The following is a 22,310-nucleotide window of genomic DNA, read 5'->3' as shown; positions in this document are numbered from 1 at the left end:
CTTCTTGCTCCTCAGTACAATCAACATCAATCAAAGTGATTAAAGCTGATTATACCGTCATCAGAGAACAAAAAACACGCAATCAGTTGCCGAACAGCCCGCCGTCGCGCAGCAGATGCTCGTTGCCCTTGCGGCGGGTAAAGCCGCTGCGATCGAAGAACTCCAGCACCTGGATCGCCAGCTTGCGCCCGACGCCAAGCCGATCGCGGAAGTCGGCGGCGTTGGCGCCACCCCGCTCCGCATCCAGCGCGCGGATCAGCGCCGCAAATTGCTCGATGCGTCGGCTGAGGTAATAGCGATCCACCACCACCGCCGTCACATGGCCCAGTTGGGCCGCCTTGCGCAGCAGCGTTCGCACCCGGCTCTCCTCCTCGCCCAATTCGAGCGCCAGATCGCGCACCCACCAGGGTTCGTCGCCGAACAGCGGTTCGATGCGCGCCCACAGCGGCGCCTCTTCGGCGCTGAACGCCAGGCCGTGCTCCGGCAGGTGCAGCCAGCCGCGCGTATTGCGCAGCGCACCGGCCTTCAGCAGCCGATCGATCATCATAAACACAAGCGCTTCAGGCTGCTGCGGCAGCGCCATGCGCCGCAGGCGGGCGCGCCCTAAGCCCAGCTGATCGGCGTGCTGTTGGTGATATTCCGTCAGCACCTGCAGCAGGCGGCTTTCCGCCTGTTGCACCTGATCCAGCGCCAGCGCCCGGTCACCGACGATCAGCAGATCGCCGTTCGCCAGCAGATCGTTCAGACCATCGTCCGTCAATTGCCGCGCCCAGGCGAACGCCGCCAGCGACAGCGCGCCGTGCGGCAACTCAAGCGCCAGCGCCTGCGCATCGTCTTGCGCCTGCGCCAGGGCCTGCAGCCATGCCAGATAGTCCGGCTGACGCTTGCCGCGCTTGGGCGCATTCAGCCTGAGCACCCGGGCCGCGCCCAGCGTTTGCCGTGCGCCGATATCGCGCAGCACCAACCGATCGTTCTGCGCCAACCACAGCGGGCGATCGAGGATCAGTTCCGCCAGCCCGTCGTTCAGCAACGAAATGCGCCCGGTGATGTGGCTGGCGGCATGGTGCAGATGCAGCGGCTGCCAATGGCGGATCGGCCGATCCGTCTCCAACGCCACCAGAATGCGTTCCGCCGCTTCGGGCGGACGCTGCGCCAGCAGCCAATCGCCGCGCGCGATCCGCTCTTTATCGACATCGCCGCTGATGTTAAGCGCAATGCGCTGCCCGGCCTGCGCCTGCTCCACGGTCTGATTCTGGGCATGCAGGCCACGCACCCGCACCGGCGCGTCAGCACCGGTCAGCCACAGCGTATCCCCCACCTTCACCCGGCCGCCGAGCGCGGTGCCGGTCACCACCAGCCCCGCCCCTTTGACGCTGAACGCACGGTCTACCGCCAGGCGAAAACGGCGCGTCAGCGCATGTTCAGCGGGCGACAACGCCAGCAAATGCGTGCGCAGCGCCTCGATGCCCTCGCCCGCCGCCGCCGCGGTCACGAACAGCGGCGCATCGGGCCACCCCTGGCGCGCCAGCTCGTCGCGCACCTGGCTACGCACTTCATCGACACGCGCCGCGTCCACCCGGTCGGCCTTGGTCAGCGCCACCGTCAACGCCGGGCGCCCGCTCAGGCGCAGGATCGCCAGATGCTCGCGGGTCTGCGCCATCACGCCATCGTCGCAGGCCACCACCAGCAACGCATGGTCGATGCCACCGACGCCCGCCAGCATATTGGCGAGGAATTTCTCGTGGCCGGGCACGTCGATAAACCCCAGCACCCGGCCGTCCGGCTGCGGCCAATAGGCGTAGCCCAGATCGATGGTCATGCCACGGCGCTTTTCTTCCGGCAGGCGATCCGCGTTGATCCCGGAGATCGCCTGCAGCAAGGTGGTTTTGCCATGATCGACATGGCCGGCAGTGGCGATGATCATGATGCGCTCAGCGCTGCGATCAGCGCCCCTTCCTGTTCCAGGCAGCGCAGATCCAGCCACAGCCTGCCGTCGCCGAGGCGGCCGATCACCGGCTGCGGCAGGCGGCGCCAGCGTTCGGCCAGCGCTTCCAGCGTGGCGCCGCGGCCGTCGCGCGGCGTGAAGGTCAGGGCATAGCTGGGCAGGCGATCCACCGGCAGCGAACCGCTGCCGATCTGCGACCAGCACGGTTCGGCGCGCAGGTCGAAATCAGTGGTGAACTGCGGCGTCAGCGCCGCCAGCAACCGCTCGGCCGCCTGTTGCATCTCCTGCTGCGGGCGGGTCAGCAGCCGCAGCGTCGGCAGCTGCTCAGCCAGTTTTTCCGGCTGCAGATAGAGCCGCAGCGTGGCCTCCAGAGCCGCCAGCGTCAGCTTGCCGACGCGCAGCGCGCGCTTGAGCGGATGCTGCTGCAGGCGAGAGATCAGCGCCTTTTTGCCGACGATGATCCCGGCCTGCGGGCCGCCCAGCAGCTTATCGCCGGAGAACGTCACCAGATCGACGCCGGCGGCCAACAGCCGCTGCGGCATCGGTTCGGCGGGCAGACCGTACTGCGCCATATCGATCAGCGAGCCGCTGCCCAGATCGGTGGCGGTCGGTACGCCCCGTTCGGCCCCGAGCTGCGCCAGCTCGGCCTCGTCGACCGCTGCGGTAAAGCCCTGAATGCTGTAGTTGCTGGTGTGCACCTTCATCAACAGGCCGGTCTGCTCGTTGATGGCGTGCTGGTAATCTTTCAGATGGGTGCGGTTGGTGGTGCCGACCTCCACCAATTGGCAACCTGCCTGGCGCATCACGTCAGGAATGCGGAACGCGCCGCCGATCTCCACCAGCTCGCCGCGCGACACCACCACCTCTTTGCCGGGGGCGACCGCCGCCAGCATCAGCAGCACCGCCGCCGCGTTGTTATTGACGATGCAGGCGTCTTCCGCGCCGGTCAGCTGGCACAGCAGACTCGCCACCGCCCGATCGCGATGGCCGCGCCCGGCGCCGTCCAGATCGTACTCCAGCGTCACCGCCTCCCCCATCACCGCACTCACCGCATCCTTCACCGGCTGCGCCAGCAGGGCGCGCCCGAGGTTGGTGTGCAGCACGGTGCCGCTGAGGTTGAACACCGGCAACAAAGCCGGGCGTTGCTGCCGGGCCAGCTCGGCCCGCAGCGCCTGCGGCCAGTCGTCGCACCAGGCCGGTAAGCGTTGCTGTTGTTTGATCGCGTCGCGCGCCTGGGCCTGCAGCCGGCGCAGCAGTTCGCCGATCAGCGTCTGGCCATGCTGCGCCACCAGCGGTTCAATCGCGGGTTCACGCAGCAGGCGGTCGATGGCGGGCAGTTGGCTGTAAAGAAGGTGGGATTCAGTGCTCATGGTCGCTCGGTTTTCAGTTTAGACGTATCGGCATAGCAAAACCCCGCCGCGGCGGGGGAGAAAAGAAAGCTCAGGGCGGCGCAGTGCGGGCGAAGCTTTCGCGGGCGAACAGGCGTTCAGCCAGCTTGACCAGCGCCGGGCGCTGGACGCACCAGTTGGGCAGGATGCGACGGAAATTGAGGTAGCCCAGCGCGCAGCCGACGGCGATATCCGCCAGCGTCAGCCGCTCGGCATTGAGCCACGCTTTTTCCCGCGCCAGCGTTTCCAGCGCGTCCAGGCCGTGCGTCAGCTTGTCGCGCTGGCGCAGCATCCAGCTTTCGTCCTGTTTTTCCGGCGCGCGCCGGCTTTCGCGAAACAGCGTCGCCGCCGCTTCGGTCACGCCGTCCGCCAGCGCCGCCACCTGACGAACGCGCAGCGCAGCGGCGCGCTCGACCGGCAAAAACGCCGGTTCCACCGCCAGCAGCTCAAGGTATTCGGCCACGATCGGCGAGTCGTAAAACACCTCGCCGTCATCGGCGATCAGCACCGGCACCTTGGCGAGCGGGTTCCATTCCTTCACCCGGCTGCCGGGCTCATACGGCGGATCGTTGACGAATTCGAACGCGATCCCCTTCTCCAGCAGCAGCACGGAAATCTTGCGCACAAAGGGGCTGGTGTAACTGCCGATAAGTTTCATCCGTTCTCCTCCGCTTCGTCCTGGCCGCGGCGCGGCGCCCTTACTTCACAGTCAGAGTATCGATAATCCGCTGCACCAGCGCCTGATGCACCTCCGGCGTTTTGGCCGGCGACAGCATTTGCAGCGTTACCACCCGCTTGTTGAACACCGTCAACACCAGCGTGGAAACCACTTTTTGCCCGTTGACGGTCTGCTCGGTATCTACCCGGCGAAACTTCTGTTTGCCGACGGTGAAGTTCTCTTCTTTGGTGGTCTGGATGTTCTGATAACGCTCGGCCAACACCGTGATGGCGCTCTGCGCCAGCTCTTTCAGCATTTTGTCGCTGGTGTTGAGCTTCATGTCATCCGGCGGGATCACTTCGGACGAGACCGCACTCTGGCGCGACTTGCCGTCGAGGAAACGCTGGATGGTGGAGGTGCTGTCGTTGATGATGCCGCTGTTCAGCGTCTGATCGCTGAAGCCCGGCGGCAGTTCGAAGGTGATTTTGCCCTTCTGCAGCGACACGTTCAGCCCCGGCGGCGCAGGTGGCGTCTCTACCGGCGCAGGCGGCGGCGGTGGCGCGGGCTGCGTCACGGTCGGCTTGGTATCGGGTGGCGGCACCGCCGGTTTGGTGTCGTCCTTGTTGTCGCAGGCCGCCAGTCCGAACGCCAGTACGGCGACCGCAGTCAGTTTTGCCAGGGTGTTTAACATCGTGGTTCCTTTCGCTTGGCGCGTCATGGCCTAAACGTAGCAACTCGCCCGGGCGAATGCCAGAAGCCCGTTCTGAAATTGCTCATTCGGCCCCGCGCGAACGGGGCCGGGCGGTTACTCCGCCGGGAACAGGAACGGATTGATGCTGCTGCGGCCGAAGCCTTCTTCTTCCATACGGGCGTCCAGCACCAGTGAAGCCAGATCGTCGGCCACCGCTTCGACCTGCGGGTCTTTTTCCTGATAGAGGATCTTCAGGTAAGTGCCGCAGTCGCCGCAGCTTTCCGCCTTCACCGCCGCCTGCTCGCTGTCCAGCGACCAGTAGTTGAGATCGCGGGTCTGCTCGCAGTTGCTGCACTTCACCCGCACCACGTGCCATTCGCTTTCGCACAGGTTGCAGTGCAGGTAGCGCAGGCCGTTGACGGTGCCGATGTGCACCATGCTGGAGACCGGGATGCTGCCGCACACCGGGCAGAACTGGCGCTGCTCGCCGTATTCGGCGCGCGCCTTGCCGGGGATCAGGCTGGCCATCTGCGCCCAATAGAGCGACAGCGCGGCCCAGAGGAACGGCGCCTTCTCGCTGCCCACCTTGCCGAACTCGCGGTTGAGCAAGGCGTCGGCCATCAGCTCCAGCTCGTGCGCCGAGGCCTTCTCCAGGTTGTCCAGCACCGCCAGAATGTGCTCCGGCGCCTGTGGGCGCAGCTCGGCGATCAGCGACGTCAGCAGCTTGCGCCAGTGCTCGCTGCGCGGAAACGCGCTCAGATCGAGCGGCGGTTTGCCGCTGGCGGCGCCCTGCGCCAACGCTTCGCTCAGATCGAGCTCCAGCGGATTGTCGTGCAGCGCATGCTGCTGCGCCTGCGCCAGCTCGGCGGCGAAGTTCAGGTAGTCGCCCAGCGGGTTGTCGACCGCCAGCTGACGCAGGCGTTCGGCGCGGCGGCTGTAGAGGCTTTTCAGGTTGGCGAAAAGTAACGGCGGGATGTTCTCCGCCGTTGTGGACTTCTCACGCTGTGCCCCTAACTGCTCTTTAGGAACGATGCGGATACTCATCAGGGTTTGTCTTCCTGTCGTTTCTCGCGGACCTCACGGTACCAGCGCGGATGATGTTTCTTGGCCCAGGCCGCCGGCACCCAGCCTTCCACCATCGCGGTAATGGTGCCTTTTACCCACAATGCGGCGTAAATGTGCACCATAATCACGATGATAAGGCCGACCGCGGCCAGCGAATGCACCAGCAGCGCGATGCGGATCAGCGAGATGGAGAACGACGGCGCAAAATACGGCCGCCAGATCACCACGCCGCTGGCCAGCAGCAGCACCAGGCTGATAATCGCCGCCCAGAACACGCACTTCTGGCCGAAATTATAGCGCCCGGTATCACCCACTTCCTCGTTCATGGCGATTTTGTGGATGTTCTTGGCCCAGACGATATCTTCCCGGTTGATCAGGTTATGCTTCCAGTAGCGCAGGAACATCAGCAGGAACGCGGCAAACATGATCACCCCGACAAACGGGTGCAGAATGCGCGCCAGTTGCGGCGTCCCGAAGATGTTCATCAACCAGTTGAAGGAGGGGAAGAAGAACCCCAGCCCGCTGATGGCGGCGAACACGAAGCAGAACGCCACGATCCAGTGGTTGATGCGCTCCGGTGCGCTGTAACGCTGAATGGGCTTTTCCTTTCTCATTTGCGCGTCTCCTCGTCATGCGACTCGTCGTGCTCGTCCTCATCTTCGACGCGGTTAGGCCCGACGCCGACATAGTGGAACACGCTCGCCGCGAAGGTGGCGGCAAAGCCGATGGCCGCCAGGGGTTTCCACACGCCCTTCCAGAAGGTCACCGCCGGGCTGATGCTCGGGTTGTCCGGCAAACCGTGGTACAGCTGCGGTTTGTCGGCGTGGTGCAGCACATACATCACGTGCGTGCCGCCCACCCCCGCCGGATCGTACAGACCGGCGTTCTGGTAGCCGCGGGTGTTCAGCTCGCTGACGCGATCCGCCGCCACCTGCTTCATCGCTTCCTTGGTGCCGAAGTGAATCGCGCCGGTCGGGCAGGTTTTCACGCAGGCCGGTTCCTGGCCGACGTCCACGCGGTCGACGCACAGGGTGCACTTGTACACCCGGTTGTCGTCCTTGTTCATGCGCGGTACGTCAAACGGGCAGCCGGCGATGCAGTAGCCGCAGCCGATGCAGTGCTCGGACTGGAAGTCGACGATGCCGTTGGCGTACTGAATGATCGCGCCTTCCGACGGGCAGGCCTTCAGGCAGCCCGGATCGGCGCAGTGCATACAGCCGTCCTTGCGGATCAGCCATTCCAGCTTGCCGTTTTCCTCCACCTCGGAGAAGCGCATCACCGTCCACGACTTGGCGGTCAGATCGGCGGGGTTATCGTACACCCCGACGTTGTGCCCCACTTCGTCGCGGATGTCGTTCCATTCGGAACAGGCCACCTGACAGGCCTTGCAGCCGATACAGGTGGTGACATCGATCAGTTTGGCCACTTCTTCCTGGTGGTCACGGGCGCGCGGCGCCGGCGTGAAGCCATTGGTGGCGGATTTACGAATGATGTCTTGAGATTGCATGGCCATAATTCGTCTCCGTTACACCTTTTCCACGTTGACCAGGAACGCCTTGAACTCCGGCGTTTGCGTATTGGCGTCGCCGACGAACGGCGTCAGCGTGTTGGCGATAAAGCCTTTCTTCGCCACCCCTTCGTAACCCCAGTGGATCGGGATGCCGATGGTGTCGACTTCCTGGCCGTGCACCTGCAGCGTGCGAATGCGCTTGGTCACCACCGCCTTGGCCTTGATATAGCCACGGTTGGAGCTGACTTTCACGGTATCGCCCTGCTTGATGCCTTTCTTCTCCGCCAGCTTCTCGCCGATCTCCACGAACTGCTCCGGCTGCGCGATGGCATTCAGCCGCGCGTGCTTGGTCCAGTAGTGGAAGTGCTCGGTCAGACGATAGGTGGTGCCGACGTACGGGAACTTGTCGGATTTGCCCATCGCCGCCAGATCGTCCTTGAACACGCGCGCCGCCGGATTGGACACCACGTTCGGGTGCAGCGGGTTGGTGCCGAGCGGCGTTTCGAACGGCTCGTAGTGTTCAGGGAACGGCCCTTCCGCCATCTTGTCGGTGGCGAACAGGCGGCCCATGCCTTCCGGCTGCATGATGAACGGCCCGACGTCGCTGCCCGGTGCTGCGGTGCTGTAGTCCGGGATATCGGCCCCGACCCACTTGGCGCCGTCCCACTCCAGCAGCTGGCGTTTCGGATCCCAAGGTTTCCCCTGTGGGTCCGCCGAGGCGCGGTTGTACAGGATGCGACGGTTGAGCGGCCATGCCCAGGCCCAGCCCAGCGTATTGCCGAGGCCGGACGGATCGGCGTTGTCGCGCCGCGCCATCTGGTTGCCGGCCGGCGTCCAGCTGCCGGCGAAGATCCAGCAGCCGCTGGCGGTGGTGCCGTCGTCGCGCAGCTGCGCGAACGAGCTGAGCAGCTCGCCTTTTTTCACCAGCACTTTACCGTCGGCATCCAGCAGATCCGCCAGCGCCTTGCCGTTGTTCTCCTGCGCCACCTCTTCCGGCGCCGGGTTGTCCGGCGTCAGGTAGTCCCAGCGCATGTTCAGCACCTGCTCCGGCACCGCACCGCCGTCGCGCGCATACATCTCGCGCAGGCGGCTGAAGATGCCCGCCAGGATCTCGCCGTCGTTCAGCGCTTCGCCCGGGGCGTCCGCGCCTTTCCAGTGCCACTGCAGCCAGCGGCCGGAGTTGACGATCGAGCCGTTCTCTTCGGCGAAGCAGGTGGACGGCAGGCGGAACACTTCGGTCTGGATCTGCGACGGATCCACTTCGTTGAACTCGCCGTGGTTCTGCCAGAAGTTGGAGGTCTCGGTGTTCAACGGATCGATGGTCACCAGGAACTTCAGCTTGGACAGTGAAGCCACCACCTTGTTTTTGTTCGGGAACGACGCCACCGGGTTAAAGCCCTGGCAGAAGTAGCCGTTGACCTTGCCCTGCGCCATCATCTCGAAGTACTGCAGCACGTCGTAGCCTTTGTCCCACTTCGGCAACCAGTCAAAGCCCCAGCTGTTGTCCTTCTGCGCCTTATCGCCGTAGAAGGTCTTCATCATGCTGACGAAGAATTTCGGGTAGTTGCCCCAGTAGTTCACCTGGCCCGGCAGCAGCGCCTTCGGCGTGTTGGCCTTCAGGTAGGTATCGAGATCGGTCTGTTTCTCCGACGGCAGCGTCATGTAGCCCGGCAGGCTCTGCGACAGCAGGCCGAGATCGGTCAGACCCTGGATGTTGGAGTGGCCGCGCAGCGCGTTGACGCCGCCGCCCGCCATGCCCATGTTGCCGAGCAGCAGCTGGATCATCGCCATGGTGCGGATGTTCTGCGCGCCGACCGAGTGCTGAGTCCAGCCCAGGGCGTACAGGAACGACGCGGTTTTATCCGCCACGCAGGTTTCGGCGATGTATTCGCACACCTTGAGGAAATCGTCCTTCGGCGTGCCGCAGATGTTGGTCACCACGTCAGGGGTGTAGCGGCTCACGTGCTGCTTCAGCATGTTCCACACGCAGCGCGGATCCTGCAGCGTGACGTCGCGCTTGGCGAAGCCGTTCTCGTCGAACTGGTAGTTCCAGGTGGTTTTGTCGTACTTGCGGTTTTCCGCGTCATAGCCGCTGAACAAGCCATCTTCGAAGGCAAAGTCTTCCCGCACCAGCAGGCTGGCGTTGGTATAGGCCTCGACGTACTCGCGGTTAAATTTGTTGTTGGTCATCAGATACAGCAACACGCCCGACAGGAAAGCGATGTCGGTCCCGGAGCGGATCGGCGTGTAGAAGTCCGCCACCGATGCGGTTCGGGTAAAGCGCGGATCGATCACGATCAGCTTGGCATTGTTGTGTATTTTGGCTTCCATCGCCCAGCGGAACCCCACCGGATGCGCTTCCGCCGCATTACCGCCCATGACGATAATCAAATTCGCGTTCTTGATATCAACCCAGTGGTTGGTCATCGCACCGCGACCAAATGTTGGAGCAAGACTTGCTACCGTTGGTCCGTGTCAGACACGCGCCTGGTTATCTACGGCAAGCATGCCGAGAGCGCGACTAAATTTTTGCGACAGAAAACCGGTTTCGTTGCTGGCGGCCGAGGCGCACAGCATGCCGGTGGTCAGCCAACGGTTGACGGTAACGCCCTGATCGTTGGTTTTGATGAAGTTGGCGTCACGGTCTTCTTTCACCAGCTTGGCGATGCGGGTAAAGGCGTCGTCCCAGCTGATGCGCTGCCATTTGTCCGACCCTGGCGCCCGGTATTCCGGGTACTTGAGGCGGCTTTCGCTGTGGATGAAGTCAACCAGGCCGGCACCTTTCGGGCAAAGCGCGCCGCGGTTTACCGGATGATCCGGATCCCCTTCGATATGGAAAATGCTTTCTTTGGCGTTTTTGGCGCCATCACCAAGGCTGTACATCAACAGCCCACAGCCGACGGAACAATACGTACAGGTATTACGGGTCTCGCGGGCGCGCAGCAGTTTGTACTGCCGGGTTTCCGCCAACGCCACTTCAGGGGCAAAGCCCAGCGCGGCCACCGTCGTTCCTGCCATACCGCCAGCGCAGATCTTAAAGAACTGCCTTCTGCTGACCTGCATGGGGGTCTCCTTTACTCTCGATTGTCACATTGTTCAAATGGCGCTCTTCGCCAAAACGGCAGAGCGCTAATGTCACTGTTGTTATGCTGATACGCGACGCGGCGATATTACCACAGCGTGCTTGTGGTTGTTACACACTCGTGCTCATTCAGTGAACGCATTGGCACATTTCGATACATTTCGGCGTCTGTACAGGCCCGGCGCTCTCTACAGTATAGAGAGTAACCAACATGTCGGCGCGAGGGCATCAGGTGGCGCTCAAGGCCTCTTTTCTATCAGTCTGTTAACGCAGCGATTTGTTCATTAACCACACACTTCACAGGGCATTGATAATCATTTTCAATATCATTTAATTAACTATAATGATCCGACTGCTTACGCGGTGCTCGCCCTTTGCGCCGCCCATACACCACTGGAGATGATGATTATGAGTTATTCACTGCCATCCCTGCCGTACGCTTACGACGCACTGGAACCGCATTTCGACAAGCAGACGATGGAAATCCATCACACCAAACACCACCAGACCTATGTCAACAACGCCAACACCGTGCTGGAAGCCTACCCTGAGCTGGCCAAATACAGCGTTGAAGAGCTGATCCAGGATCTGGATAAAGTGCCTGCCGACAAACGCACCTTCATGCGCAACAACGCCGGCGGCCACGCCAACCACAGCTTCTTCTGGAAAAACCTGAAAACCGGCACCACGCTGGGCGGCGATCTGAAAGCGGCCATCGAGCGCGATTTCGGCAGCGTTGAGAAATTCCAGGAAGAGTTCGAGAAAGCCGCAGCCACCCGCTTCGGTTCCGGTTGGGCCTGGCTGGTGCTGAAAGACGGCAAACTGGCCGTGGTGTCTACCGCCAACCAGGACAGCCCGCTGATGGGCGAAGCCGTCGCCGGCGCTTCCGGTTTCCCAATCATCGGTCTGGACGTATGGGAACACGCTTACTACCTGAAATATCAGAACAAACGCCCTGACTACATCAAGGCGTTCTGGAACGTGGTCAACTGGGACGAAGCGGCCGCACGCTTCGCTGCGAAGAAGTAATTCGCCCCCGCTGATGAAGATGCCCGCCGCCGGCGGGTATTTTTTTGCCTGAAATCCGCTAAAGTTTGACCACTTCTTGCCGATGGTTTGTTCAATTGACGTTCGCCCGGAGAAGGAAAAACGCTATGGCGGCATTGCAAGCATTGGCAGGAAAGTTCACTCATCTCACCGTAGGTAAAAAGCTCGGTCTCGGCTTCGCGCTGTTGCTGCTGTTGGCGGTCGTCATCGCCGGCACCGGAGCGCAATACCTGCACATCATCGAATCCCGCGCCGATCGCATCGACTTCAGCAACCGGCTGAACGAGGAGATCAATCAGGCCAAATACAACCGCGCCATGTATGGCCAGACCTACCAGCCGGAATATATTCAGAACAATCGCGCCAATATCGACAACGCCGTCAAACTGATAGACCAGGGGCAGGCGTTGGACTGGGACGCCCAAAGCCGCAAGGATCTGCAGCGTCTGGTGACGCTGATCGGGGAATACCAGCAGCAGCAAAAAGTCTTTGAGCAGGCGGTGGCAGCCAAAGATGCGGTGCGCCAGAGCTGGAACATGTCGGAAGTGCAGGCCAGCCTGAGCCAGGTGGAACGTCAGCTGACCAACGGCGATCTGCAGCTGGCCTTTATCCAGCTGAACCAAAAGCTGACCCAGGTGCGCTACGGCGCGCGCGGCCTGCTGCTGAGCCTGAACAAGGAAACCGAGGCGCCGCTGATGGCGGCCATTGACGACGCGCGTGACGCGGCCAACGCCCTGAGCCGCCGGGTCAGCGACGCGCAGCGCCCGCAGCTGCAGCCGCTGCTGGCCGCTTTGGACGATTACAAAAACCGCATTGCGGCCTACCTGCCGGCCTATGAGCACGAGCAGCAGATCAGCCGGCAGCTCGGCGAACGCGCGCAGGCGATCGGCACGCTGGTGAACGCCTTTATGCAGGACGAGCTGGTGCAAACGCGCAACAACATCAATCTGGCGCAGCTGCAGATGGGCATCACCACCCTGATCGCCATCATCGCCGGGGTCCTTATCGCCTGGCGCATCACGCTGCAGATCACCCGTCCGCTGCACAGCACGCTGGCGATGGCGGAACGCATCGCCAGCGGCGACCTGCGCCAGGCGCAGACCAGCACCCGCCGCGATGAGCTGGGGCAGCTGCTGAACGCGGTGGCGGCGATGAGCCAAAATCTGCGCACCATGATTGAAAAGATCCAGATGGGCGTCAGCCAGGTTTCCACCGCCTCGGCGGAAATCGCCGCCGGCAACACCGATCTCTCTTCCCGTACCGAACAGCAGGCGGCAGCGGTCGAGGAAACCGCCGCCAGCATGGAACAGCTGACCGCCACGGTGAAACAGAACGCCGACAACGCCCATCACGCCAATCAGCTGGCCACCGACGCTTCGCAGACCGCGCAGCAGGGCGGCAAGCTGGTGGAAAACGTGGTCAGCACCATGCGCGATATCTCCAGCAGTTCGCAGCGTATCGCCGAAATTACCACCCTGATCAACGGCATTGCCTTCCAGACCAACATCCTGGCGCTCAACGCCGCTGTCGAAGCGGCACGCGCCGGCGAACAGGGCCGCGGCTTCTCGGTGGTCGCCAGCGAAGTGCGCAGCCTGGCGAGCCGCAGCGCCCAGGCAGCCAAAGAGATCGAAGGGTTGATCGCCGAATCGGTCAGCCGGGTGAAAACCGGCACCGAACTGGTAGAAAGCACCGGCAACACCATGGAGCAGATCGTCCGCTCGGTTACCCACGTGCGCGACATCATGGCCGAGATCGCCGCCGCCTCCGATGAACAGACGCGCGGCATCGCCCAGATTGGCCAGGCGATCGTAGAAATGGACCACACCACCCAGCAGAACGCCGCGTTGGTAGAAGAGTCTGCCGCCGCCGCCGATTCGCTGGAAGAGCAGGCGGAGATGCTGCTGCAGAGCGTTTCGGTGTTCCGCTTGGCGGAACAGACCGAGCCCGTCGCCGCCAAAGCCGCCGCGCCGAAAGCGCCGACCGTCAAACCCGCGGCCGCCAACGCCGCAGCGGAAGAGAACTGGACCACCTTCTGACGCCCTCAGGCGAGGAATATCCGTTCCTCGCCCTATCTTTGTGGCAACAGGTGGGTCGCGACTCCCCAATTCAACAAATTAAAACCAGAGGCGGTCGCATCAAGCATTGCGTAGCCGCAATTGCGATGACCGTATCTGCGGAGGTCCTCCTGCGGGTCAGCCCCTTTAAGCCACCAAATCAGTGCCTGCAGAGCATGGCCGTGCGTAACCACACCAAGCGTTTGATTTTGTCCATCGACAGCCAGATCGGACAGACAAGCCATCAGGCGCCAGGCAACCTCATAAGCATTCTCCCCTCCCGGAGCCGACGCCTCTGCCTTACCGGCAAAGAGGCACTGCGTCGCTTCAGGATAATCGCGCATGGCCTGCGCATAAGATAATCCTTCCAGTCGGCCAAAATCTTGCTCCTGCAAACGCTTATCCATTTGCACAGTGCAGCCACATCTCTCAGCCAACGTCTCCGCTGTCGTAAAAGCCCGGCCAGCCGGTGAACTGATCAACAAAGTGACCGATAACATTTGCAAGCGAGCGCCAAGCCCAGCGATTTGACGTCGCCCCTCTTCTGTCAGCGGACTGTCACTTCGCCCCTGAATAATCCCCGAGCGGTTCCATTCTGACTCCGCATGCCTCAATACAATGAAACGCATGGTTTTTTCTCGACGATAAAAGCCTAAATATAGACAGGAAAAACACATCCTTCCGTACAGGTAAACGCCGGGTAGTGTACGGGAACAACTCAGGCTATGCTGAGCCCTCGACGCGAGACACGGAGGCGTACATGCATCACCCAGACGTTTACATCGGCAGCATTCAACCCTATGAGGGCGGGCGCCCCAGCGCCATCGCCAAACGCCAGGTGGATGGCGCCATCCGGCTCACGCCGCTCGGGCTGGAAGGCGACGAACAGGCCGAAAAAAGCTACCACGGCGGGCCGGACCGCGCGCTGTGTCACTACCCGCGCGAGCATTATGCCCACTGGCGCGAGCAGTTTCCGGCGCAGGCCGAGCAATTTTGCGCCCCGGCCTTCGGCGAGAACATCTCCACCGAAGGGCTGACCGAACACAATGTGTTTATGGGCGACATCTTCCGCTGGGGCGAGGCGCTGATCCAGGTCACCCAGCCGCGCTCGCCGTGCTTCAAGCTCAATTATCACTTCGCCATCGAGGACATTTCGGTGCTGATGCAGCAAAGCGGCCGCTGCGGTTGGCTGTATCGGGTGGTGTCGCCGGGCGCGGTCAGCGGCGATCGTCCGCTGGCGCTGGCGGCGCGCAACAGCGATGTGTCGGTGGCCGAAGCCATCGCCATCGCCTGGCACATGCCTTTCGACGCGGAACAGTATCGCCGCCTGTTGGCGGTGGCCGGCCTCTCCGCCAGTTGGAGCAAGACCATGCTCACGCGGCTCACCGAAGGGCGCCTTGAGGATTTCAACCGCCGCCTGCTCGGCCATTGAAAGCGCGGGCGGAAAAATGAAAAACGTGCGCCGAATGCCGCGTTAACTCTTTTCTTCCGCCTATACTGTAGCCGCACGTTTTTTCAGCCAGGAGCCAGGTTATGACCACCCCGACCCATTCGATTCATCACGCCGCCGCCGAGGGCTATCAGGCCAATGCCGATCGCTATGTGAAAGGCCGGCCGGATTACCCACCGGAAATCGCCGACTGGCTGCGTGACGTCATCGGCCTGCACGCCGGCATGACGGTCATCGATCTCGGCGCCGGCACCGGCAAGTTCACCCCGCGCCTGCTGGAAACCGGCGCGCAGGTGATCGCCGTCGAACCGGTGCCGCAAATGCTGGAAAAACTGTCGGCGGCGCTGCCGCAGGTGAAAACGCTGGCGGGCACCGCCGACGCGATCCCGCTACCGGACGAGTCGGTGGATGCCGTGGTCTGCGCCCAGTCCTTCCATTGGTTCGCCACGCCGCAGGCGCTGGCGGAAATCCAGCGCATTCTCAAGCCCGGCGGCAAACTCGGCCTGGTGTGGAACATGCGCGATGCGCGCGTCGGTTGGGTGCGTAAACTGAATCAGATCGTCGATAGCCACGAAGGCGATGCGCCGCGCTTCTATACCGGCGAATGGCGCAAGTTCTTCCCGTTCAAAGGCTTTGAACCGCTGCAGGAGCAGGTGTTTATGCTGGGCCACCGGGGCGCAGTGGAGGACGTGATCTACAACCGCGTGCGTTCAACCAGCTTTATCGCCGCGCTGCCGCAGCCGCAACAGGAGCAGGTTATCGATCAATTGCGCCAACTGGTGGCGGAAGAAGAGGAGCTGCAGGGCCAGGACACGGTCACCGTGCCCTATCAGACCAAGGCGTATTTCACCACCAAGGTCTGACGCCCGGGGTTCAGAACGCTTTCTTGGCGTAGCCGGTGACCGCTTTCAGGCCCATCTCGCGGCCCAGCGCGGTCATCGGGTGCACCACGATCAGCCCGCGCGCGCTTTTCTTCAGCGCGCCCATATCGGCCTGCTCTTTCTTGGTGATTTCACGGCTGAACGGCAGCTTGCTCAGCTTCTGCGCTTCGGCGCTCAGCTTCTCGCCGCGCACGTTTTTCAGGCGCTCGATCTCCGCCGCCAGCTTCTCTTTTTCTTTGGTGTGCTGCGCGATCAACTCAGGATTGCCCTGTTGGATCACGGTGACGTCTTTGTGGTTCAAGGCGTCCAGCAGGTCGCTCAGGCGCTTGATCTCTGCCTTTTCTTTCTCTTTCATGGTCTCTGGCCCGTTGTGCCCAAAATGGCACGCTAATCAACAATACCGGCATTGTAGCAAAAGGCGCGCGCCGTTACCCGTCCTGCGCAATACCGGGCGGCAGGCCGCCCATCTCGCAGGCTTTGGCGCCCAGCCGGGCCAGCGCCTGGGTGTAGCGCGCGTTGAACGGGTAGCAGCAGGAGAGCCGCAGCGCGTTGCGGTAGCGCCCGCTGGGGGAATACAGGGTGCCCGGCGTCAAACAGATCTGCTCCTCCAGCAGCTGATGGAACAGCGCCACGCTGTCCACGCCGGGGGGGAATTCGACCCAGAACACGAAGCCGCCCGCCGGCTGCGTGGCCAGCGTGCCGCGCGGGAAATGCCGGGCGATCAGCGCCCGTGCCTCGTCCACCTGAGCGGCATAGCGCTTACGCAGGTTGCGCAAATGGTGATCGTAGCCGCCGCTCTCCAGGAAGGTCGCCAGCGTTTCCGACAGCAGCTGTGACTCGGACATCGACGACACCGCCTTCAGCTTGCGCAACGCCTCATGGAAACGGCCGCCGCAGATCCAGCCGACGCGAAAATCCGGCGCCAGCGTTTTGGTGAAGCTGGAGCAAAACAGCACCCAGCCGTCGCGATCGAACGCCTTCACCGCCGGCGACAGCGCCCCGCCGAACTGGATCTCGGCATACAGCCCGTCTTCAATCAACGGCACCTGATGATCGTTCATCAGCCGCGCCAGCCGCTTTTTCGCCGCCAGCGGCATGGTGCAACCCAGCGGGTTTTGCACCGTCGGCATGGCGATCACCGCATTCAGCCGCTTCTCGTTCAGCAGCAGCTCCAGCGCGTCCAGCGACAGCCCCAGCTGGGGATCGGTAGGGATTTCCAGCGCTTTCAGCCCCAGGCTGGCCAGCAGCGGCAGCAGATAAAAGTAGGTCGGCGACTCCAGCCCGACGCAGTCGCCCGGTTTGGTGGTGACGCGCAGCGCCAGCTGCAGCGCCTCCATGCAGCCATGGGTCAACACCACGTCGCCCGGCTCCAACAGCATGCCGAGCGTCATTGAGCGGCGGGCGATCTGCTGACGCAGCCGCAGGCTGCCGGGCGGCAACGGATATTGTCCGATCAGATCCGGCTGGCGGCGCAGTTGGGAAGACAGCATGCGCCCCAGTTTGCCGCCGGGATAGAAATCGCTGGTCTGCGGGCAGGCCAGCGCAATGTTGGTGAAGGCCGGGTTCTGCTGGGCGGCGAACACCGTATCGATCAACGCCAGCACGTCGTCCGCCGGCGGCTCGATGCGGCCGCTGGGCGCCGAGGCCATCTTCAGCGCCGGCAGCGTGCTGCGGACATAAAACCCCGACTGCGGCCGCGCTTCGATCAGCCCGCGATCCTCCAGCGTGCGGTAAGCCGACACCACGGTATTGATGCTGACGCGATGGGTTTGCGCACAGCGCCGCACCGAAGGCAAGCGGTCGCCGGGCTGCAGCGTGCCGCGGCGAATGGCTTCGGCCAGCGTATCCGCCAGCTGCAGGTAACGGGTATCCGGGGTTTCATCGAGCAGGGTCACAGTTTCTCTCCAGGCAATGGGTACAGTTTACATTTCATACAACTGTAACCATGACAATATCCGATTTGTGATTCTGTCACCATCCCATCGCAGCGATTATGCTGATCCTCTCGTTATTACCGTCATTTTCACGTTCAAGGAACCTGCCATGCTGGACTCCGCCTTTGTCAGCTACGTCACCGTCATGTCAATCACCCCCGGCCCCAATAACCTGCTGCTGGCCTCGTCGGGCGTTAACTTCGGCCTGCGCCGCACCCTGCCGATGCTGTTCGGCATCTGCGTCGGTTGTGCGGTACAGCTGGCGATCATTATCCCGCTGCTGGCGCTGGCGTTGAGCTGGGCCGGCGTCATCCGCTTCCCGCTGGCGGTGATCGGCTGCGCCTACCTGCTGTGGCTGTCGTGGAAACTGTTCCAGGCCGCCTCGCCGGACGCCAAAGAGCAGGCGCAGCCGATGAGCCTGCTCAACGGCGCGCTGTTTCAGGCGGTCAATCCCAAGGCCTGGCTGATGGTGATCAATGTGGCGATCCTGTTCACCCCGCGCGAAGGCGCCACCTTTGTCCATACGCTGTCGGTCATCGCCGGTTTCGCGCTGCTGAACTTGCCTTGCGTGCTGCTGTGGGCGGTGCTGGGCGATCGGTTGCGCAACGCGCTGCGGGTCACCTGGAAACTGCGGGTGTTCAACGGCGCGATGTCAGGCCTGATGGCCGCCACCGCGCTGTGGTTGCTGTTCGACGAGTGGCGCGCGGCCTTTGCTTAGCCGCGGCCGAGAGGAGAAAGCCGGGAGGGTTGTTTGGCGCCGATACCGGCGATCAGATCGGTAATGGACAGCACCATGGTGGAGCGCACCATCTGCTGATAGCGCTGGCGCTGCATGGCGATCAGCGCTTCATCCGCCTCACCCGGCTGCAGGAAGGTCGGCACCGGCGGCAGCGCAGCCACGCAGTGCAGCTCGCCGAACGGTCCGAGGATTTCGTCGTCAACGAAGCGGTATTCCGAACCGTCATGGTTCAGCTCTTCCCGCATCGCCATCAGCAGCTCGGCGTCTTCATATTCGTGGCGGGAAATCACCCCCAGCCCGTACATCAGCTTCAGGCGCACCGACAGCTCCCCCAACGGGCCGCTGCCGGACAATAGCGGTTCGACGGCATATTTCACCGCGTAGTCGTCCTTGCGAAATACCTGCACCACCAGCACGTTGAGCGCTTCCGCCAGCAGCTCTACCGCCGCGATCAGGAAGCTGCGCACCGTTTTGCCCGCGTTCAGCTTTTCCAGAACCTGGTTTTCAAATGCCTGTGCTTCTTCCATCGTCGCTTTTCGAAAGGCGTGGGGAGGGCCGTCGATGCCGAACTCGGGTTGCAGGAGCGCAGCAAGCTGCGCTCGGGTGTTCATCATCACGGATCTACTTGTGCATGGCGTTATACACAGCAACGGCCTGTTCTACAACCTCGCTTTCCGCCGGCAAGCCGGAAATTTGCGCCAGCGCGGCTTTCGGCCCCAGGGTGCTCAGCAGTTCCGCCAATTCCAGCGCCTGCGGATCCTGTTCGCTGCGGTAACTCATGGCGGCGGCGATGCCCTGGATCAGGTTGGCGTGCGGCAGGCCATATTCCAGCGTGCCCAGCAACGGCTTGATCAGGCGATCGCCGGCGCTCAGTTTGCGCAGCGGCTGGCGCCCTACGCGCTCGACGTCGTCATGCAGATACGGGTTTTCAAAGCGGCCGAGGATTTTATTGATGTAGGCGGCGTGCTTATCGGCGTCAAAGCCATAGCGCTTGATCAGCACCGCGCCGCTCTCTTCCATCGCCCCTTTCACCACGCGGCGGATCGCCGGGTCAAGAATGGCGTCGCGAATGGTTTGCAACCCAGCCAGCTGGCCGAGATAGGCGATGATGGCGTGACCGGTGTTGAGGGTGAACAGCTTGCGCTCGACGAAAGCCATCAGGTTATCGGTCAGCTCCATGCCGGCGATCGCCGGAGGCTGGCCTTTAAACTGCGTCTGGTCGACGATCCATTCGCTAAAGGTTTCCACTGTGACTTCCAGCGGATCGCTGCTGTCCGCCGGCGGCACGATGCGGTCGACCGCCGAATCGACGAAGCCGACGTGCTGCTCAACCCATGCTTGCTCGTCCTGCGGCAGCGCGGCAAACACGTGCTGCTTCAGCTGGCTGGTGCCGCGCACCATGTTCTCACAGGCGATGATGTTCAGCGGCTGCGCATTGCCCTGCTGATGGCGCAACACCAACCCTTTGGCGATCGTGCCGGCGATTTTGGCGAGAATTTGCGGGCCCACGGCGGTGGTCACCAGATCCGCCTCGGCGATCAGCGCTACCGCGGCTTCGCTGCCGCTGTTGACGGCGCTGACGTTGTTGACGCTCTCTACGCGCTCTTGCTCGCCCACCACGTGCACCTGGTAGCTTTTACGGCTGTTCAGCAGATCCAGCACCGTTTGATTGACGTCGGCGAAGGTCAGCTCAACGCCCGCGTCCGCCAGCAGCTTGCCGATAAAACCGCGGCCGATGTTCCCTGCGCCAAAATGTAATGCTTTCATAACTCTACCTTCTTAATGTCGAAGGGTGCAGCAAGCTGCACCCTTTAAAATGATTCTGTTATCCGGCTTTTTTGCCGCCGAGCAGGTCCAGCACTTCCTGGACGCTGGTGGTATTCGCCAGCCGCTCGATCACGCTCTCGTCATCCAGCGCGTTGGTCAGGCTGGTGATCACCTGGATATGTTCGTTGTTGCGCGCGGCAATGCCGATCACCAGGCGCGCCACTTCGTCCTCTTCATCGCCGAAGCGCACGCCCTGCGGGTATTGGCAGAACACCACGCCGGTACGCAGCACCCGGTCTTTAGCCTCGATGGTGCCGTGCGGCACGGCGATCGACTCGCCCAGGTAGGTGGACGTGAGCTTTTCGCGCTCCAGCATCGCCGGCACGTATTCCGGCTCAACGTAGCCGCCCTTCACCAGCTGCTCGCCGGCGAAACGGATCGCCTGCTCTTTGTCGCTGGCCTGCAGGTTGAGGAACACGTTGCTCTCGCTTAGCTTGAACAGCCCCTGTTCGCCGGCCTCTGCAGCCGCGTGCGCGCCGCTCTGCGGGGCCGCTGCGGCAGCGGTATTCACCGCCAGCAAACGCTCGACCAGATCGCCATACAGCTTGCTGTCGAGGAAGTTGGTCAGTGAAATGTGCTGGGCCTGCGGCGCATGGCGCATCGCGCGTTCTGTCAGATCGCGGTGGGTGATCACCAGGTCCACATCGTCCGGCAGACTGTTGATGGCGCTGTTGGTCACCGAGATGTTCTTCAGCCCGGCGTCGGCCACTTTCTTGCGCAGCACCCCGGCGCCCATGGCGCTGGAGCCCATGCCCGCATCGCAGGCGACGATGATTTTGCGCACGGTGCTCAGATCGCCATCGACCGCCGACGGCGCGGCCGCGCCGCCCTTGGACTGCGATTTCATCTCTTGCACGCGACGGGTCGCGGCTTCCAGATCGTCATCCTCTTTCACCTTGGAGGTTTTCAGCAGGAAAGCGGACACCACGAAGGAGACGGCAAAGGCTGCGAACACCGCTGCAATGTTGGCGAAATAGGCGCCTTTCGGGGTCATCGCCAGCACCGCCAGAATCGACCCAGGGGAAGCCGGAGACACCAGGCCACCGTTCAGCATCGTCAGGGTAAAGACGCCGGTCATGCCGCCCAGGATCACCGCCAGCAGCAGACGTGGGTTCATCAGCACGTACGGGAAGTAGATTTCGTGGATGCCGCCCAGGAAGTGAATGATCGCTGCACCGCCGGCGGATTGCTTGGCGCTGCCGCGGCCGAAGAACATGTAGGCCATCAGCACGCCCATGCCCGGGCCTGGGTTGGCTTCAATCAGGAAGAACACCGACTTGCCGGCTTCCGTGGCCTGCTGAATGCCCAGCGGCGAGAAGATGCCGTGGTTGATGGCGTTGTTCAGGAACAGGATTTTCGCCGGTTCAACGAAGATGGACGCCAACGGCAGCAGGTTGTTCGTCACCATCACGTGCACACCCGCCGCCAGCAGTTTGGAGAGCACCTCCACCAGCGGCCCGATGCCCAGGAAGGCCAGGATCGCCAGCAACATGCCGATGATGCCGGCGGAGAAGTTGTTCACCAGCATTTCAAAGCCGCTTTTGATCTTGCCGTCCACCCAGCGGTCGAAGTGCTTGATAGCCCAGCCGCCCAGCGGGCCGGCGATCATCGCGCCGAGGAACATCGGCATGTCGGCGCCGACGATGACGCCCATGGTGGTGATGGCGCCGACTACGCCGCCGCGATCGCCGCCTACCAGTCGCCCGCCGGTGTAGCCGATCAGCAACGGCAGCAGGTAGGTGATCATCGGGCCGACCAGCTTGGCTAAGGTTTCATTCGGCAGCCAGCCGGTTGGAATGAACAGTGCGGTGATAATCCCCCAGGCGATAAAGGCGCCGATGTTGGGCATCACCATGTTGCTCAGGAAGCGGCCAAAGTTTTGCACTTTAACCTTGATGTCTGGTGAAAACATAAAACACACCCCTATTGTTACGCGCTGACAATAGAGCGCGTGATTATTGTTGTGACGATCCAGCCGTGTTGCCGCTGTATGCGAAACGGACTCTATCACGCTGTTTTTGTCACGCGAACTTCACGAA

19 protein-coding genes are annotated in these 22,310 nt (G+C 62.5%); 5 read left to right on the top strand and 14 right to left on the bottom strand.

Annotation, left to right across the window (positions count from 1 at the left end):
- Positions 1-82 precede the first annotated feature (82 nt).
- The 8 genes from selB to fdnG all read right to left on the bottom strand — a co-directional run bounded on the left by selB (position 83) and on the right by fdnG (position 10,320).
- Complete coding sequence (gene selB / locus AC6BYQ_RS13980; protein ID WP_498057050.1) at positions 83-1,924, bottom strand: selenocysteine-specific translation elongation factor; 1,842 nt, start codon at positions 1,922-1,924, stop codon at positions 83-85.
- Positions 1,921-3,315, bottom strand: a complete 1,395-nt coding sequence (selA, locus tag AC6BYQ_RS13975) for an L-seryl-tRNA(Sec) selenium transferase (RefSeq protein ID WP_498057049.1) — start codon at positions 3,313-3,315, stop codon at positions 1,921-1,923. Before selA ends, selB begins: the two co-directional genes overlap by 4 nt.
- Positions 3,316-3,385: 70 nt before the next feature.
- A complete protein-coding gene (locus AC6BYQ_RS13970; RefSeq protein WP_498057048.1) occupies positions 3,386-3,991 on the bottom strand; it encodes a glutathione S-transferase in 606 nt (201 codons plus the stop codon).
- 40 nt (positions 3,992-4,031) lie between these two features.
- Positions 4,032-4,682: a DcrB/PsbP domain-containing protein gene (locus AC6BYQ_RS13965; protein WP_019455529.1), complete on the bottom strand. Its 651-nt coding sequence runs from the start codon at positions 4,680-4,682 to the stop codon at positions 4,032-4,034.
- A 114-nt stretch (positions 4,683-4,796) separates the two neighbouring features.
- A complete protein-coding gene (fdhE, locus tag AC6BYQ_RS13960) occupies positions 4,797-5,726 on the bottom strand; it encodes a formate dehydrogenase accessory protein FdhE (protein ID WP_154747400.1) in 930 nt (309 codons plus the stop codon).
- Positions 5,726-6,361: a formate dehydrogenase cytochrome b556 subunit gene (fdoI, locus tag AC6BYQ_RS13955; RefSeq protein WP_498057047.1), complete on the bottom strand. Its 636-nt coding sequence runs from the start codon at positions 6,359-6,361 to the stop codon at positions 5,726-5,728. The genes fdhE and fdoI overlap by 1 nt, the downstream gene beginning before the upstream one ends.
- Positions 6,358-7,260 (bottom strand): formate dehydrogenase subunit beta, encoded by a 903-nt coding sequence (gene fdxH / locus AC6BYQ_RS13950; RefSeq protein ID WP_004934014.1) that lies wholly within the window; start codon positions 7,258-7,260, stop codon positions 6,358-6,360. Before fdxH ends, fdoI begins: the two co-directional genes overlap by 4 nt.
- Before the next feature lie 12 nt (positions 7,261-7,272).
- Positions 7,273-10,320: a formate dehydrogenase-N subunit alpha gene (fdnG, locus tag AC6BYQ_RS13945; protein WP_211129370.1), complete on the bottom strand. Its 3,048-nt coding sequence runs from the start codon at positions 10,318-10,320 to the stop codon at positions 7,273-7,275.
- Positions 10,321-10,747: 427 nt separating this feature from the next.
- On the opposite strand from fdnG, the gene sodA reads away from it, so the two are divergent.
- A complete protein-coding gene (gene sodA, locus AC6BYQ_RS13940; RefSeq protein ID WP_004934003.1) occupies positions 10,748-11,368 on the top strand; it encodes a superoxide dismutase [Mn] in 621 nt (206 codons plus the stop codon).
- 125 nt (positions 11,369-11,493) lie between these two features.
- Positions 11,494-13,422, top strand: a complete 1,929-nt coding sequence (locus AC6BYQ_RS13935; RefSeq protein WP_154747401.1) for a methyl-accepting chemotaxis protein — start codon at positions 11,494-11,496, stop codon at positions 13,420-13,422.
- A gap of 32 nt (positions 13,423-13,454) precedes the next feature.
- On the opposite strand, the gene AC6BYQ_RS13930 is transcribed toward AC6BYQ_RS13935, so the two are convergent.
- Positions 13,455-14,069, bottom strand: a complete 615-nt coding sequence (locus AC6BYQ_RS13930; protein ID WP_015376170.1) for a histidine phosphatase family protein — start codon at positions 14,067-14,069, stop codon at positions 13,455-13,457.
- A gap of 131 nt (positions 14,070-14,200) precedes the next feature.
- Between AC6BYQ_RS13930 and yiiM the strand changes: the two genes are divergently transcribed.
- Both yiiM and AC6BYQ_RS13920 read left to right on the top strand, forming a co-directional pair.
- Positions 14,201-14,872 carry a 6-hydroxyaminopurine reductase gene (gene yiiM / locus AC6BYQ_RS13925; RefSeq protein ID WP_498057046.1) on the top strand — a complete coding sequence of 224 codons (672 nt, stop codon included), beginning with the start codon at positions 14,201-14,203 and terminating at the stop codon, positions 14,870-14,872.
- Positions 14,873-14,973: 101 nt separating this feature from the next.
- Positions 14,974-15,753 (top strand): class I SAM-dependent methyltransferase, encoded by a 780-nt coding sequence (locus AC6BYQ_RS13920; protein ID WP_154871866.1) that lies wholly within the window; start codon positions 14,974-14,976, stop codon positions 15,751-15,753.
- A 10-nt stretch (positions 15,754-15,763) separates the two neighbouring features.
- Here the strand turns inward: AC6BYQ_RS13920 and AC6BYQ_RS13915 are convergent, their stop codons facing one another.
- Positions 15,764-16,126: a YibL family ribosome-associated protein gene (locus AC6BYQ_RS13915; RefSeq protein ID WP_019455523.1), complete on the bottom strand. Its 363-nt coding sequence runs from the start codon at positions 16,124-16,126 to the stop codon at positions 15,764-15,766.
- A 73-nt stretch (positions 16,127-16,199) separates the two neighbouring features.
- Entirely contained in the window at positions 16,200-17,666 is a 1,467-nt protein-coding gene (locus AC6BYQ_RS13910) for an aminotransferase-like domain-containing protein (RefSeq protein ID WP_498057045.1), read from the bottom strand.
- Between the two features lie 148 nt (positions 17,667-17,814).
- Here AC6BYQ_RS13910 and AC6BYQ_RS13905 point away from each other — a divergent pair, with 148 nt between their 5' ends.
- Complete coding sequence (locus tag AC6BYQ_RS13905; RefSeq protein ID WP_004933983.1) at positions 17,815-18,423, top strand: LysE family translocator; 609 nt, start codon at positions 17,815-17,817, stop codon at positions 18,421-18,423.
- On the opposite strand, the gene AC6BYQ_RS13900 is transcribed toward AC6BYQ_RS13905, so the two are convergent.
- The 3 genes from AC6BYQ_RS13900 to AC6BYQ_RS13890 form a co-directional block, all read right to left on the bottom strand.
- A complete protein-coding gene (locus AC6BYQ_RS13900; protein ID WP_016929575.1) occupies positions 18,420-18,971 on the bottom strand; it encodes an MltR family transcriptional regulator in 552 nt (183 codons plus the stop codon). The two genes, AC6BYQ_RS13905 and AC6BYQ_RS13900, sit on opposite strands and share 4 nt — an antisense overlap.
- A 94-nt stretch (positions 18,972-19,065) precedes the next feature.
- On the bottom strand, positions 19,066-20,211 hold the full coding sequence (locus AC6BYQ_RS13895; RefSeq protein ID WP_498057044.1) for a mannitol-1-phosphate 5-dehydrogenase: 1,146 nt from the start codon (positions 20,209-20,211) through the stop codon (positions 19,066-19,068).
- Between the two features lie 58 nt (positions 20,212-20,269).
- On the bottom strand, positions 20,270-22,183 hold the full coding sequence (locus tag AC6BYQ_RS13890; RefSeq protein ID WP_019455520.1) for a PTS mannitol transporter subunit IICBA: 1,914 nt from the start codon (positions 22,181-22,183) through the stop codon (positions 20,270-20,272).
- Positions 22,184-22,310 lie beyond the last annotated feature (127 nt).

The sequence above is a fragment of the Serratia sp. LTN-2 genome (assembly GCF_059740205.1).
This window is presented reverse-complemented; position numbering and strand designations above follow the sequence as displayed.

Bases quoted from the DNA above. Each gene is read 5' to 3' on its own strand.
- fdoI (WP_498057047.1), bottom strand. From the start codon at position 6,361: ATGAGAAAGGAAAAGCCCATTCAGCGTTACAGCGCACCGGAGCGCATC.
- AC6BYQ_RS13905 (WP_004933983.1), top strand. From the start codon at position 17,815: ATGCTGGACTCCGCCTTTGTCAGCTACGTCACCGTCATGTCAATCACC.
- AC6BYQ_RS13970 (WP_498057048.1), bottom strand. From the start codon at position 3,991: ATGAAACTTATCGGCAGTTACACCAGCCCCTTTGTGCGCAAGATTTCC.
- selB (WP_498057050.1), bottom strand. From the start codon at position 1,924: ATGATCATCGCCACTGCCGGCCATGTCGATCATGGCAAAACCACCTTG.
- AC6BYQ_RS13920 (WP_154871866.1), top strand. From the start codon at position 14,974: ATGACCACCCCGACCCATTCGATTCATCACGCCGCCGCCGAGGGCTAT.
- yiiM (WP_498057046.1), top strand. From the start codon at position 14,201: ATGCATCACCCAGACGTTTACATCGGCAGCATTCAACCCTATGAGGGC.
- AC6BYQ_RS13930 (WP_015376170.1), bottom strand. From the start codon at position 14,069: ATGCGTTTCATTGTATTGAGGCATGCGGAGTCAGAATGGAACCGCTCG.
- AC6BYQ_RS13965 (WP_019455529.1), bottom strand. From the start codon at position 4,682: ATGTTAAACACCCTGGCAAAACTGACTGCGGTCGCCGTACTGGCGTTC.
- AC6BYQ_RS13935 (WP_154747401.1), top strand. From the start codon at position 11,494: ATGGCGGCATTGCAAGCATTGGCAGGAAAGTTCACTCATCTCACCGTA.
- AC6BYQ_RS13900 (WP_016929575.1), bottom strand. From the start codon at position 18,971: ATGGAAGAAGCACAGGCATTTGAAAACCAGGTTCTGGAAAAGCTGAAC.
- fdxH (WP_004934014.1), bottom strand. From the start codon at position 7,260: ATGGCCATGCAATCTCAAGACATCATTCGTAAATCCGCCACCAATGGC.
- AC6BYQ_RS13895 (WP_498057044.1), bottom strand. From the start codon at position 20,211: ATGAAAGCATTACATTTTGGCGCAGGGAACATCGGCCGCGGTTTTATC.
- fdhE (WP_154747400.1), bottom strand. From the start codon at position 5,726: ATGAGTATCCGCATCGTTCCTAAAGAGCAGTTAGGGGCACAGCGTGAG.
- AC6BYQ_RS13890 (WP_019455520.1), bottom strand. From the start codon at position 22,183: ATGTTTTCACCAGACATCAAGGTTAAAGTGCAAAACTTTGGCCGCTTC.
- AC6BYQ_RS13915 (WP_019455523.1), bottom strand. From the start codon at position 16,126: ATGAAAGAGAAAGAAAAGGCAGAGATCAAGCGCCTGAGCGACCTGCTG.
- sodA (WP_004934003.1), top strand. From the start codon at position 10,748: ATGAGTTATTCACTGCCATCCCTGCCGTACGCTTACGACGCACTGGAA.
- selA (WP_498057049.1), bottom strand. From the start codon at position 3,315: ATGAGCACTGAATCCCACCTTCTTTACAGCCAACTGCCCGCCATCGAC.